Annotated in this window: 11 protein-coding genes; 8 read left to right on the top strand and 3 right to left on the bottom strand. The window is 59.2% G+C overall.

What is annotated here, in order from left to right; all coding sequences use genetic code 11:
- The first annotated feature begins 27 nt into the window (after positions 1–27).
- Complete coding sequence (locus HQL98_02025) at positions 28–1,308, top strand: DUF4325 domain-containing protein (protein MBF0270840.1); 1,281 nt, start codon at positions 28–30, stop codon at positions 1,306–1,308.
- A gap of 8 nt (positions 1,309–1,316) precedes the next feature.
- Here HQL98_02025 and HQL98_02020 read toward each other — a convergent pair whose 3' ends face one another.
- Both HQL98_02020 and HQL98_02015 read right to left on the bottom strand, forming a co-directional pair.
- Positions 1,317–2,423, bottom strand: a complete 1,107-nt coding sequence (locus HQL98_02020; protein MBF0270839.1) for a hypothetical protein — start codon at positions 2,421–2,423, stop codon at positions 1,317–1,319.
- 75 nt (positions 2,424–2,498) lie between these two features.
- Positions 2,499–2,966, bottom strand: a complete 468-nt coding sequence (locus HQL98_02015; protein MBF0270838.1) for an FxsA family protein — start codon at positions 2,964–2,966, stop codon at positions 2,499–2,501.
- Positions 2,967–3,208: 242 nt separating this feature from the next.
- Between HQL98_02015 and atpH the strand changes: the two genes are divergently transcribed.
- The 7 genes from atpH (at position 3,209) to glmS (ending at position 11,462) form a co-directional block, all read left to right on the top strand.
- The gene (gene atpH, locus HQL98_02010; GenBank protein ID MBF0270837.1) at positions 3,209–3,748 is read left to right on the top strand and encodes an ATP synthase F1 subunit delta; all 540 of its coding nucleotides are present in this window, start codon (positions 3,209–3,211) and stop codon (positions 3,746–3,748) included.
- 6 nt (positions 3,749–3,754) lie between these two features.
- Positions 3,755–5,290 carry a F0F1 ATP synthase subunit alpha gene (locus HQL98_02005; GenBank protein MBF0270836.1) on the top strand — a complete coding sequence of 512 codons (1,536 nt, stop codon included), beginning with the start codon at positions 3,755–3,757 and terminating at the stop codon, positions 5,288–5,290.
- Positions 5,291–5,310: 20 nt separating this feature from the next.
- A complete protein-coding gene (locus tag HQL98_02000; GenBank protein ID MBF0270835.1) occupies positions 5,311–6,201 on the top strand; it encodes a F0F1 ATP synthase subunit gamma in 891 nt (296 codons plus the stop codon).
- 79 nt (positions 6,202–6,280) lie between these two features.
- On the top strand, positions 6,281–7,702 hold the full coding sequence (atpD, locus tag HQL98_01995; protein MBF0270834.1) for a F0F1 ATP synthase subunit beta: 1,422 nt from the start codon (positions 6,281–6,283) through the stop codon (positions 7,700–7,702).
- Between the two features lie 12 nt (positions 7,703–7,714).
- Positions 7,715–8,128 (top strand): ATP synthase F1 subunit epsilon, encoded by a 414-nt coding sequence (atpC, locus tag HQL98_01990; protein ID MBF0270833.1) that lies wholly within the window; start codon positions 7,715–7,717, stop codon positions 8,126–8,128.
- 47 nt (positions 8,129–8,175) lie between these two features.
- On the top strand, positions 8,176–9,552 hold the full coding sequence (gene glmU / locus HQL98_01985) for a bifunctional UDP-N-acetylglucosamine diphosphorylase/glucosamine-1-phosphate N-acetyltransferase GlmU (GenBank protein ID MBF0270832.1): 1,377 nt from the start codon (positions 8,176–8,178) through the stop codon (positions 9,550–9,552).
- Positions 9,553–9,632: 80 nt separating this feature from the next.
- On the top strand, positions 9,633–11,462 hold the full coding sequence (glmS, locus tag HQL98_01980; protein MBF0270831.1) for a glutamine--fructose-6-phosphate transaminase (isomerizing): 1,830 nt from the start codon (positions 9,633–9,635) through the stop codon (positions 11,460–11,462).
- A gap of 82 nt (positions 11,463–11,544) precedes the next feature.
- Here the strand turns inward: glmS and HQL98_01975 are convergent, their stop codons facing one another.
- Positions 11,545–13,125: a B12-binding domain-containing radical SAM protein gene (locus HQL98_01975; protein MBF0270830.1), complete on the bottom strand. Its 1,581-nt coding sequence runs from the start codon at positions 13,123–13,125 to the stop codon at positions 11,545–11,547.
- Positions 13,126–13,133 lie beyond the last annotated feature (8 nt).

Raw genomic sequence — 13,133 nt, 5'->3', positions numbered from 1 at the left:
AGGCAATCGCCAAGCGCGGGATAAAGAATGCAGATCTTGAAACTTCCTGAATATTTTTCGTTCAGGAATCAAGGAATTGTCGATTTTGATGCGGTCCTGAGTCGCTTTGTGTGGGAATTTCCGGACCACGAGTTGGTGGTTGATCTGGATACCTGTCGCAAAGCGAATTATCAGTCGCTTGCCCTGCTTGTGCCCTACATCTGGAAACAGAAACTGCTTGGAAAGAAGCTGACCATCCAATCCCAATTCATCAAAGGGACGCCTGGACATATGTGGTCACTCATGGGCGCGCGCGGGTGGTCGCAAGTCTTGTATAATGAAAATGAGAATTTCAGAGGGGATCCATTCAAACCTTTGATCGCTATTCGCAATCAGAGAGATTTTCTTCTGGCCATGTCCAGCATCGGAAGTTATTTGAAAGGTTTCAATATTGAATATGAGAACACTCTAAGATACATTGTTTCGGAATTGTTGTACAATACTATTGAGCATGGACCCTTCAGCCTTGCCAATCGAACCGGTCACAGGGTGCGTACCATTCCTTCCATCGTCCAGTTGACCTGGTACAAGGATCGCAATGAATTGCATTGTGTCATTGCCGATCTCGGGATCGGAATCAAGAAACATCTGGAGCAGACCTATCCCGCATTCGAGGATCATGCCAGCGCCATTGAATATGCGTTGAAGCCTCAAGTGTCTGGCACATTCGGGATGAATCGTCCCTATGATGCCAAGAACAATGCGGGAGTGGGTCTGTTCATTTCCAGCAATATCATCCGCAAGTTGCATGCGGATATGTATTTGTTATCCGGGAATGGATTGGTTCACGTTTCGCCCATGGATGTGACGAAACGCACGCTGGGATTTTTCTGGCCGGGTACGGTTGTGCTGATTCTGCTGCGGTTGGGTCATTTTTCGGAAAATCTGAGCCTGCAACGCATGATGAGTGAATTCCGGGAAGCGGCGGCGAAAGAAGGCGGCAATGGACCGGTCAATGGCGTCTCCAATGAGTACCCTATCCAGTTCAGCAACTATTTCGGGCGGTACGCCGAAGACAAGCAGGAGGCCATTCAATTCCGCAACCGGCGACTTTTGCCCGCGACCCGCGAGGGCAAGGTGGTCATTTTTGATTTTGCCGACGTAGAGTCCGCGCCCCACAGTTTTCTGAACGCCCTGTTGGCCGAGGTGGTGCGGGAGTTGGGGATCAAGGCGTTCAAGCGACTCAAGTTCCGCAACACCACCACGGCGATCCGTGAGACCATCGATTTCATCATCGATGAGAATGTTCCGGATTCGGAGGGGGATTGAGATGCGGGTTATCCGAGAAACCGTTTCTCCAGCAACTCCGCCGCGACCGTCGCCCCGTTGACCTCGGGGGCCGGGGGGGCCGGGTGTTGGAGCAGGGTGGCGAGTTGGGCGGTGAACGCGCCGGATCGGAAGGCTTCCGGAGTGATTTCCGCGGCGCGGCCATGCCGGGCGCACCACTGGGCGATGGGGCGTTCGTCGGGAAAGGTGCCCCGGCGCACATACAAAAACGGCACGCGATTGGCCGTGGCCGAGATGGCCATGCCATAGCCGGGTTTGCTGACAATGGCCTCCACCGAGGCGGTCAGATCGGCGAAAGGCCAGCTTTCCACCCGCTGCAAGGCGTGGAGATGGGGGGCGGCGTCCGGAGCGAGGGGTTGGTCCACCAGCCAGTGATAATCTGCCTGGATGGTCAGGGCGGCGATGGGCAGACTGTCTGCCGGAATGCCACCCAGAGTGACCAGCACCAGAGGTCGGGAGTCCCCAGGGTCGATCCCCAGGGCTTCCCGCAGCGCCACGGGGCGGCGGGTGCCTAGCGTGGTGATGGGGGGGATGGTGAGGGTTTCGGCAAACGGGTGAACCGGCAAGGGCGGGGTGATGCGCAGGGCCAGGGTGGTGCGCCGGTAGGCGGCTTGCATGGTGCCAATCCAGTCGGCGGCTTGCGGATCGTCCGGGGGATAGTAGGCTATCAGCACCTGATCCCAGGTGAGGGAGGTGAGGGCTACGGTGGGGATTCCCAGACGGTTTCCCGCCTCCATGGGCAGATAGGGGATATTGCCCAGGATCAGGTCCGGTCGCCATGCTTTCATGAGTTGTTGTTCTTCGGCCACGCGCCGGGACCACGGGTGGTGGAGGGCGTGGAGGGCATGGGTGGTGCCGTTGAGGTCGACCCGCAGCGGATCGGGCTGAACCAGCCCCACATCCCGGTTGCGGGGATCGTGGGTGAAGGGGTGCTGGAGGGTGTTGGCGATCAGGCGACTGGGCACGCCCCCGGTGACATGAATCGTCAGATCGGCTTTTTGGTCCAGGAGCGCCTTGATCACCGGTCCCAATTGCGCCCAGTGTCCAAACCCGTGCCCCGATACCGCACACCAGACTCTTTTTGGGTTTGACGCCATGGATTGGATTTCCGTTGCTTCTGCGGGGGTTAAAGAGGGTAACCCACGTGCCGTGGGGTGTTGCCGGTGCGTCCGTTATGAAGAATGATGTGTGTCCGTCGGGCGCGGGGATGGCTCCGAATGGGACAGCACCTCCCCCTCGATGATCACGGATGCCGGGTCCGGATGGGTCGGGGGGGCGTAAAAGCGGCGTTCCAGCAGCGACAGAATCCAGCGGCGCAACCCGGCGCGGGTGACAGGCAGAATCAGGGGCATGGCGATCAGGTCGGTTAAATAGCCGGGAAAGATCAGCAGCACCCCCCCCAGCAGACGCATGGCTCCATCCAGGAGCGCCTCGCCGGGGATCTCTCCCCGGATCAGGTGTTCCCGGGCAGACGCCAGGGTGCTGGTGCCGGCGTGGCGCATCATTTGCACCCCCAGCAGGGCAGAGGCCAGAATCGACACAAAAACCAGACCGCCGCCGATGGTATGGCCCACCCAGATCAGCAGCCAGATCTCGACAAAGGGCAGAATCACGAACAACAAAATCGGGATGTGCATCATAATCGTATTCCGGCTCCAAAGAGTGGGCCAAGCTCATAAGGTGACTTTGGGCAACAGGGCTACTAGAGTACACCGGAAGGCCATTTTGGCGCCACGGCAGACGAATTTTTTGCTGCATGTGCGAAATCGACATTCGATCCATCGGAAACCGTTGAACCGCTCGCCAAGGTATGGTATTCAATCCTGCATTCGAGGCAATACGATTTTTCCAACCAAAATATTCAATAGTTTGAGGAACCAACGTGTTGAATTCTGCCTTGACCAAAAGATACGCAACCGCTTTGGCGGCTCTGGCTTCCGAAGAAAAACAATTGGAAACCGTAGGCGAGAGTCTCGCACACTTTGTGCAGACTTTGAACGCCACTCCCGACTTGCGTCTTCTTCTCACCAGTCCGACGGCATCCGCGTCACACAAGCATGCCGCTCTGGATGCCTTCATCACCCATGCGGCCCCGGTCCGCATCCTGGGCAATTTTCTGAAGCTGCTCGTGGACAAACGGCGGATGGACATTGTTGATTCCATTGCCGACGCGTATCATCAGGAAATGGAAGCCCGTGGCGGACGCATCACCGTCGAACTCCAGTCGGCCACGCCCCTGGACACCCACCAAGCCAAGGATCTGCAAACCACGCTTTCCAGATTGACGGGCAAAAAGGTCCGTTTGGAGAGCCGAGTGGATCCCGATCTTCTTGGCGGCATCGTAGTGCGAATCGGAAGCCTGATGATGGATTACTCCGTACGCAACCATTTGAACCGGCTAAAAGCACAATTGAGAGGATAACAGCCGATGCAGATCAGCGTCGCCGAAATCAGTGGAATCCTGAAAAAACAGATCGCCAACTACGGCATTGAGGCCGAGGTCTCCGAGGTGGGACAGGTGATCGCTGTGGGAGACGGTATTGCCCGTGTCCACGGACTCGACAAAGTCATGGCCAGCGAGATGGTCGTCTTCCAGGATGGCACGCAAGGCATGGCCCTCAATCTGGAAGAGGACAATGTCGGTGTCGTGATCTTTGGCGACGACCGCAACATCAAGGAAGGCAGCACGGTCAAGCGTACCCAGCGAATCGTGGACGTGCCCGTGGGCAAGGCGTTGCTGGGTCGCGTGGTCGATGCTCTGGGAGTGCCCATCGACGGCAAGGGTGCCATCAATACCCCCCATCGTTCCCTGGTCGAGGTGGTGGCGCCGGGTATCATTCCCCGGAAATCGGTTCACGAACCCCTCTACACTGGCTTGAAGGCCCTCGACGCCCTGGTGCCCATCGGACGGGGACAGCGGGAATTGATCATCGGCGACCGTCAGACCGGCAAAACCGCCGTGGCCATCGACGCCATCATCAATCAGCAGCGCACCCATCAGACCGACAAACCGGTCTATTGCGTCTACGTGGCCATCGGCCAGAAGCGTTCCACCGTGGCCAAGGTGGTCAAAACCTTGGAAAAACACGGCGCCCTGGCCTATACCATCGTGGTGGCGGCCACCGCTTCGGATCCGGCGCCCATGCAGTTCCTCGCCCCCTATTCCGGGTGCGCCATGGGTGAATATTTCCGCGACAACGGCATGCACGCCCTGATCGTTTACGACGATCTGTCCAAACAGGCGGTGGCCTATCGTCAGATGTCCTTGATCCTGCGCCGTCCTCCGGGACGCGAGGCCTATCCGGGCGACGTGTTCTACATCCATTCGCGTTTGCTGGAACGGGCCTGCAAATTCAATGATGCCAATGGCGCCGGTTCGCTCACGGCCCTGCCCATCATCGAAACCCAGGGCGGTGACGTGTCGGCCTACATCCCGACCAACGTGATCTCCATCACCGATGGCCAGATCTTTTTGGAATCGGAACTCTTCTACTCCGGCATGCGTCCCGCCATCTCCGTGGGTCTGTCGGTCTCCCGGGTGGGTGGTTCGGCCCAGGTGAAAGCCACCAAACAGGTGGCCGGTTCCTTGCGTCTCGATCTGGCCCAGTACCGGGAAATGGCGGCTTTCGCCCAGTTCGGCTCGGACCTGGACGCCTCCACCCAGAAGTTGCTGCACCGGGGCGAGCGGCTCATGGAACTGCTGAAACAAGCCCAGTATCAGCCTCTCTCCATGGAAGAGCAGGCGGTGGTGCTGTTCGCCGGTACCCGTGGTTTGCTGGACGCGGTCGAAGTCAAAAAGATCACGGAGGCGGAACAGGCCATCCTGGATCACATGCGTAACCAGCAGAAGGCCATCCTGGAAACCATCAAAAAGGAGGAAAAACTCTCCAAGGAGATGGAAGAGAACCTGACCTCGGTCCTGACCCGCTGCATTGCCGGGTTCGTGGAACGGGCGCAGGTCTGACACGATAAAGGGGCGGGCGCATGGCCAATCTCAAGAGTCTCCGCAACCGGATTCGGTCGGTCAACAATACCCGGCAGATCACCAAGGCCATGAAAATGGTCTCGGCTGCCAAGCTGCGCCGTTCCCAGGAACGCGCTCTGGCCACCCGACCCTACAGCATCCGTATCCGTGCCATGATCCAGGGGCTGGCAACCTTGATCCCGGCGGAAAACGCTCCACCGCTCCTCGCCCGTCCTCCGGAAGGACCGAGAAAGATCCAGTTGGTGGTCTATACGGCGGATCGGGGATTGTGCGGCAGCTTCAACAGCGGCATCATCCGGGCCACACGGGCCCGGATTGCTCAACTGACCCAGCAGGGACATACCGTCTCCTTGACCTTTGTCGGTCGCAAGGCCCACGATGTCTTGAAGCGTCAATACGGCGCCATGACCCGGGATGTCCATGTGGGGTTGACCCGTCAGCTCACCTTCGAGTCTGCGGAACGGATCGTGGCCAACAAGCTGCTTTCGGATTTCGAGGCCGGTTTGTTCGACGAGTGTCATTTGCTTTACAATGCCTTCAAGTCGGCCATGACTCAGGAACTCACCTGGCGGCAGCTCATCCCGGCCCCGGTGGATTCCGTGGATACCTCCGATACGGGGGATGCGGTGGCAAGTCCCCTCTTCGAGCCCGACGAGGAGACCGTCCTGGCCGCCCTGCTGCCCCGGAACATCGCGGTGCAGGTGTTTCAGGCGTTGGCTGAATCCAATGCCGCCGAACACGCCGCCCGCATGACCGCCATGGACAATGCCGTGCGTAACGCCGGAGAAATGTTGAAAAAACTCAGTATCAAATACAACAGAACGCGCCAGGCCGCCATCACCACCGAACTGATGGAAATCATCGGCGGGTCTGAATCTTTGAAGGGATGATTATCCAGCATACTCCCACCGCGACCGCGACGGACGGCGCGGGCACGGCGATCCATTCAAGCGCAAGACGGAGCGATCAATGAGCAAAAATGTAGGACGGGTGATTCAGGTGGTCGGGCCAGTGGTGGATGTCCGCTTCGACGGCGAACTTCCAGCCATTCTCAACGCCCTGCACATGGAGCGGGAGAAGGAAGGTCGTCTGGTGTTGGAAGTCTCCCAGCATCTGGGCGAAAATACGGTTCGGACCATCTCCATGCACTCCACCGATGGTATGGTGCGCGGTCAAGAGGTTGTGGACACCGGTGCCCCGATCCAGGTTCCGGTCGGCGAGGCCACCTTGGGCCGCATCATGAACGTGGTGGGTGATCCCCAGGATCAACTCGGCCCGATCAATACCGGACAGACCTTTTCCATGCACCGCTCGGCTCCCACGTTTGCCGAACAGTCTACCGAGTCCGAAATCCTCGAAACCGGCATCAAGGTGGTGGATCTCCTCGCCCCCTATGCCAAGGGTGGCAAGATCGGCCTCTTCGGCGGTGCCGGCGTGGGCAAGACCGTGTTGATCATGGAATTGATCAACAACGTGGCCATGGGACATGGTGGGTATTCGGTCTTCGCCGGGGTGGGTGAGCGGACCCGCGAGGGCAACGACCTCTACCACGAAATGATCGCCTCCAAGGTGATCGATCCCCACGATTACAAGAATTCCAAAGCCGCGTTGGTCTACGGCCAGATGAACGAGCCCCCCGGAGCCCGTGCCCGCGTCGCCCTCACCGGATTGACCGTGGCCGAGTATTTCCGCGACGTGGCCAAACAGGACGTGTTGTTGTTCATCGACAACATTTTCCGTTTCACCCAGGCGGGTTCCGAAGTGTCGGCCCTGTTGGGTCGCATCCCCTCCGCCGTGGGTTATCAGCCCACCCTGGCCACCGACATGGGGGCCTTGCAGGAGCGGATCACCTCCACCACCAGCGGGTCCATCACCTCGGTGCAGGCCATCTACGTGCCGGCGGACGACTTGACCGACCCGGCTCCGGCCACCGCGTTCTCCCATCTGGACGCCACCACCGTGCTCTCCCGTCAGATCGCCGAAATCGGCATCTATCCGGCGGTGGATCCCCTGGACTCCACCTCCCGGATGCTCGATCCCCAAGTGGTGGGACTGGAACACTACACCGTCGCCCGTGAAGTCCAACGCGTGCTGCAAACCTATAAATCCCTCCAGGACATCATCGCCATCCTGGGCATGGACGAACTCTCCGAGGAAGACAAGCTCACGGTTTTCCGGGCGCGCAAGATTCAGCGCTTCCTCTCCCAGTCCTTCCATGTCGCCGAGGCCTTCACCGGTCAGAAGGGCGTCTATGTCTCCCTCAAAGAGACGGTCCGGGGCTTCAAGGAAATCATCGAAGGCAAACACGATAGCCTGCCCGAGGCTGCCTTCTACATGGTGGGCGATATCGACAGCGCCATCGAGAAAGGCCGTCGCTTGGCCAAGCAGTAATAGGGAGATTCCATGTCCATCGTCATTCAAATGGAACTCGTCACCCCGGAGGCGCTGTTGTTCTCCGAGGAGTCCCTGTTGGTCACCGCCCCGGGAGCCGAGGGATATTTCGGGGTCATGGCGGGTCACGCCCCGTTCGTGACCCTGCTCAAGCCCGGCATTCTCACGGTGGGCGATGGGGATGACGCCAAGCATTTCGTCGTGGCGGGTGGTTTTGCCGATGTCATGCCCGAAAAGGTGACCATCCTCACCGAACGGGCGCTCTCCCGGGAGCAGATCTCCGAGCCAGCCATCAAACTCGAACGCTCCGAGGCCCAGAACCATATGGCTGCCGCGGGGGTGGATGAGTCCGTCACCGCTTATTGGCAATCCCGTATCGATTTTGCTCAAGCCTGTCTGGAACTTCTCCACAGGCAGAAGGCCTAGTCCCCCTGTCGATGATTGGCTGACAACAACAGGGGAGCTTGGTGTCCATGAACCGCTGTACTGTCTTGGTCTTGGCCGCTGGTCAGGGAACCCGGATGCGCTCCCGTCTTCCCAAGGTGCTCCATTCCCTGGCCGGTCGTCCCTTGTTGTGGCATATCCTTCAGGCTGTCCGGGGGCTCAGGCCCGAACGCATCATCGTGGTCACCGGTTTCCAGGCCGAGGCCGTGGAACAAAGTCTGGCCGCTCCGGATATCCACTGGGTCCGGCAGTACGAACGCAAGGGCACGGGACACGCGGTCCAGTGCGCTCTGCCGGTGCTGCACAACCTCACCGGCGAGTTGCTGATTCTCAACGGCGACCATCCCCTGATCACCACCCCGATTCTGGAAACTTTGCTGACCCATCACCGCAGCCAGGGCGTGGCGTTGACGGTGCTGTCCACCCTGCTGGACAATCCCGCCGGATACGGTCGCGTGGTGCGGGATGCGGCAGGAACGCTGTCGCGCATCGTCGAACACAAGGATGCTTCGCCTCCAGAGCGGACCATTCGTGAAGTCAACAGCGGCTTTTATTGTGTCTCCCTGGAGCGACTGCCCGCCTGGATCGGCGCTCTCGGTAACGACAACGCTCAGAACGAATACTATCTGCCGGATATTGTGCCCATGGCCATCGCCTCGGGTGGCGCTTCGGCGCTGCTGTTCGAGGATGCCTTGGCCCTTTCCGGGGTCAATGACCGGGCCCAACTCGCCGAGTTGGAACGGGCCTTCCGGGATCGGCGCATTGCCCACTGGATGAACCAAGGGGTGACCTTCGTGGATCCGGCGTCGTGTTGGGTGGCGGCGGATGCGGTCATCGGCATGGATACGGTCATCGAGCCTCATGTGGTGCTGGGCCCCGGAACCGTGGTGGGACCAGGGTGCGCCATTGGCCCGTATTGTCACATCCAGGAGAGCGTGATCGGCGCGGATTGCCGGATTCTTTCTTTTTCCCATCTGGATGGGGCTGATATCGAGGCGGATTGTGATATCGGTCCTTATGCCCGTCTGCGACCCGGAAGCCGTCTGGCCCGCAAGGTCAAGGTGGGCAACTTCTGCGAGATCAAAAAGTCCGTCATCGGGGCGGGTTCCAAGATCAACCATCTGAGCTATATCGGCGATGCCCAGGTGGGCAGCGGGGTCAATGTCGGCGCGGGCACCATCACTTGCAATTACGATGGGGTGCATAAACACCGTACCGTGATCGGCGATCATGTGTTCGTGGGATCGGATGTGCAGTTCGTCGCACCGGTGCAGGTGGGAACCGGGGCCACCATCGGCGCGGGCACCACGGTGACCAAGGATGTGCCCGCTGATTCCCTGGCCATCTCACGTTCCCATCAGACTCATGTCATGGGCTGGTCGGAAAAGAGAAAGCCCCGTTCCTGATACGTTTTTTTGAGACGCTTGAAAATAAAAGAGGGGGTTCCCCTCTTTTTTTGTTCATTGTTCGACAGGGGAGAGAAGCCATGTGCGGCATTATCGGTGTCATTGGTGAACGCAACGCCACGCCCATTTTAGTGGAAGGTCTCAAGCGGCTGGAGTATCGGGGCTATGATTCGGCGGGTATCGCCATCTTGAGCCGGGATGGGGAGATCCAGATCACCCGCTCCAAAGGCAAACTGGTCCATCTGGAAACACGGCTGGCGGAGACCCCTCGTACCGGTCTGGTGGGCATCGGTCATACCCGTTGGGCCACCCACGGCCCCCCCACGGAACAAAACGCCCATCCCCACATGTCCCGCCGTACCGCCGTGGTGCACAACGGCATCATCGAAAATTACCAGGAGTTGCGCCGGGAGTTGACCGCTCAGGGGGTGGTGTTTGCGTCGGATACCGATACCGAGGTGATTCCCTATCTGATCGATCAGGAACTGGACCGGGGCCTGGAGCCGGCGGATGCGGTGCGTGCCGCCATCCGCCGTTTGCAAGGCGCTTATGCCCTGGGTATCCTGATCCGGGGCTGCGACTTGCTGATTGCGGTGCGTCGCGGCAGTCCGTTGATTCTGGGGGTCGGGGAGGGGGAGAACTTTATCGCCTCCGACGCCACCCCGCTGGTTCCCTACACCCGTCGCATGATCTATCTGAACGATGACGATCTGGCGGTGTTGACCCGCACGTCGGTTCGGATCACCGATCTGAACGGGTTGCAGGTGGATCGGGCGGTCAAGCTGTCCCATGTGAGCGCCGACCTGACGGACAAATGGCCCTATCGCCACTTCATGCAAAAAGAGATTTTTGAACAGCCCACCGTGCTGGGGGAGACCCTCAAGGGGTTGATCAACGCGGCGGATCAGAAGGTGGATCTCCACGACCTGGACGGGGAACTGGATCTGAGCGCGGTGAAGGCGGTCAACATCATCGCCTGCGGCACCTCCTATCATTCGGGAATGGTGGCCGGCTACTGGATCGAGCGTCTCGCCCGTCTGCCGGTGACGGTCAACATCGCCTCCGAATTCCGTTATCGGGAACCCCCGTCTTTGCCGGACGCGGTGACCGTGGTCATCTCCCAAAGCGGTGAGACCGCCGATACCCTGGCGGCGTTGCGGTTTTGCCGGGCCCAGGGACAAAAGGTGCTGGCCATCGTCAACGTGCCCGAATCCTCCATCGCCCGGGAGGCCGATGGCGTGCTTTATACCCAGGCCGGTCCGGAGATCGGTGTGGCTTCCACCAAGGCCTTCACCACGCAACTGATGGTGCTGGCCTGTCTGGCGCTGGCCTTGGCCAAGGCCCAGGGTCGTCTGGATCGGGAGGAGGAGCAAAAGAGTGTCGAGGAGTTGACGCGACTGCCGGCCCGGCTGGAACAGGTACTGCTCCACGATGCCTTCCTGCATCGTATTGCCGGTCGTTTCATGAATGCCAAGGGATTTTTGTTCATGGGGCGGGGCACCTGTTATCCCATTGCGTTGGAAGGGGCCTTGAAGCTCAAGGAAATCTCCTACATCCACGCCGAAGGTTACGCTGCCGGCGAAATGAAACATGGTCCCATCGCCTTGATCGACGCCCATCTGCCGGTGGTCGCCGTGGCCCCGCGGGATCCGTTGTTCGACAAACTGGTGAGCAATCTGGAAGAGGCGCGGGCCAGAGGGGGGCGTCTGGTGGTGATCACCGGCACCACCGGTCCCGAGGAGACCCCGTTCAAGGCCGATTATGTCATCTCCATGCCGGAGTGCGGCATGTTGGCCGCACCGATTCTGTATGTGGTACCGTTGCAGCTTTTGGCCTATCACATCGCGGTTCTGAAGGGGACCGACGTGGATCAACCCCGCAATCTGGCCAAGAGTGTGACGGTGGAGTAGGCAGGATCCGCGATTTAAAAAAACGCGCACGCCATGATCCGATCAGGGGATCTGACGTGCGCGTTTTTTTGTTCCCCTCCCCTCACTGAAACACCCGGCTGACCATATAACGAAATCCACGGGTTTTTTTGAGGCTTTGATACCATCCGGCTCCTTGCAGGCGGGCGTAGAGGGCATTGTCCGCCAGCAGGGTCCAGATGGAGAATTTTTCGAGCTTGCGGGCCAGGGTGATTTCCCACAGCAGCCCTTTGAACCATCCATGACGCATGCGCATGCGGGATGAGAAATAAAACGGCCACATCAGGATGCGTTTGTAGAGGGGCCATTCCAGCAACTGGCGTTTGTTGGCCAGTTTGGCCATGTAGTGGGCGTTCTGGGCGATGTCCAGATACCGCGGATCGATCCAGGGATAGTTCAACCCTAAATCCGCGAATCCTTCCGCCTGACCCCGGTTGTCCGGATCTTCGTAACGGGCCACCCATCCCTCCAGACTGTCGGGGGAGGCGTAGCCCATCTGGACGATCTGATTGTACAACTCTCCCCCCGGATAGATGCGATAGTAGTGGGGACCGACGATTTCCGCGGAGGGCAGCACGTCGTAGATCCATTCCACCATGGCCAGGGTCTGTTTGTAGTCTTCGAGGGTTTCGCCGGGCATGCCGATCAGGAAGTTGGTCACCAGCGAGACTTCCGGCACGCGGGTGAAAGCCTGGATGGTGGTGTGGATGCTTTGCAGTTTGATGCCTTTCTTGATGGCCTTGAGCATCCGTTCGGAACCGGATTCAAAGCCGAACTTGAGACATTCGCAGCCGATTCCCGCCATTTCCCGCAACAGGGATTCGCCGATATAGTTTTTGTGAAAGTAGTTGGCCCGGCACAGCGCCCGCCAGCGGAAATCGAATCCCCCCTCCCGATACAACCGGATCATCTCCAGGACGCGTTTCTTGTCGGAGAAGAAGTTTTCGTCCCGGAAATAGATGGTCTTGATGCCGTAAGTCTGTTTCAGGACGCGGATCTCCTCCATGATTTCTGGCATGGGGCGTTCTTCTTTTTTCAGGCCGCAGATGGAGTTGAAGCAGAAAGAACACTTGTAGGAGCAGCCGCGACCGGCGAACACTTGAATGTAATCGGCAAAGGTCTCCTGAATGCGTTCGTCCAGGAGTTCATAGGCGGTATCGCAAAATCCGGCGGGTGGCGCGGCTGGATTGCGGATCAGTGCGCCGTTTTTTTTATGGATGAGGCCGGGCACCCGTACCAGATCGTGCTGTTCGCTGGACAGTTCCCGCAGCAAGGCGGCGGTGGCCGCTTCCCCTTCGCCGTAGACCACGGAATCGATGTTGGGATAAGCGCAGGTCTGTTCCGGGCAGAGCATGGCATGGGGACCCCCCACCACGACATGGCAGGAGGGCTTTTCCGCCTTGATTGTATCCACCACGGTTTTCAGCCACGGGGTATCGATGGACATCGCCCCCACTCCCACCACATCCACCCGGGGCAGCAGGGCCAGCGTCTGACGCATGGCCGCATCGGCCCCGTCCAGGGAGGCGTCGATCAGTCGCACGTCGCACCCTTCCACCCGTTTGAGGTGGCTGGCCACATTGAGAATGCCCCAGGGATAGTTGTTGCGGGTGCGGTATTCGGGATTGAGGAGCAGTATATCCATGGTTATGT

The organism is Magnetococcales bacterium, assembly GCA_015231755.1.
Taxonomy (GTDB): Bacteria; Pseudomonadota; Magnetococcia; order Magnetococcales; family Magnetaquicoccaceae; genus Magnetaquiglobus.
The sequence above is the reverse complement of the archived record's forward strand: the minus strand, read 5'-3'. Positions and strand labels throughout refer to the sequence as shown.

Coding starts and splice junctions, on each gene's coding strand:
- HQL98_02005 (MBF0270836.1), top strand. CDS start 3,755: ATGCAGATCAGCGTCGCCGAAATCAGTGGAATCCTGAAAAAACAGATC.
- atpC (MBF0270833.1), top strand. CDS start 7,715: ATGTCCATCGTCATTCAAATGGAACTCGTCACCCCGGAGGCGCTGTTG.
- glmU (MBF0270832.1), top strand. CDS start 8,176: ATGAACCGCTGTACTGTCTTGGTCTTGGCCGCTGGTCAGGGAACCCGG.
- glmS (MBF0270831.1), top strand. CDS start 9,633: ATGTGCGGCATTATCGGTGTCATTGGTGAACGCAACGCCACGCCCATT.
- HQL98_01975 (MBF0270830.1), bottom strand. CDS start 13,125: ATGGATATACTGCTCCTCAATCCCGAATACCGCACCCGCAACAACTAT.
- HQL98_02025 (MBF0270840.1), top strand. CDS start 28: ATGCAGATCTTGAAACTTCCTGAATATTTTTCGTTCAGGAATCAAGGA.
- HQL98_02020 (MBF0270839.1), bottom strand. CDS start 2,423: ATGGCGTCAAACCCAAAAAGAGTCTGGTGTGCGGTATCGGGGCACGGG.
- atpD (MBF0270834.1), top strand. CDS start 6,281: ATGAGCAAAAATGTAGGACGGGTGATTCAGGTGGTCGGGCCAGTGGTG.
- HQL98_02000 (MBF0270835.1), top strand. CDS start 5,311: ATGGCCAATCTCAAGAGTCTCCGCAACCGGATTCGGTCGGTCAACAAT.
- HQL98_02015 (MBF0270838.1), bottom strand. CDS start 2,966: ATGATGCACATCCCGATTTTGTTGTTCGTGATTCTGCCCTTTGTCGAG.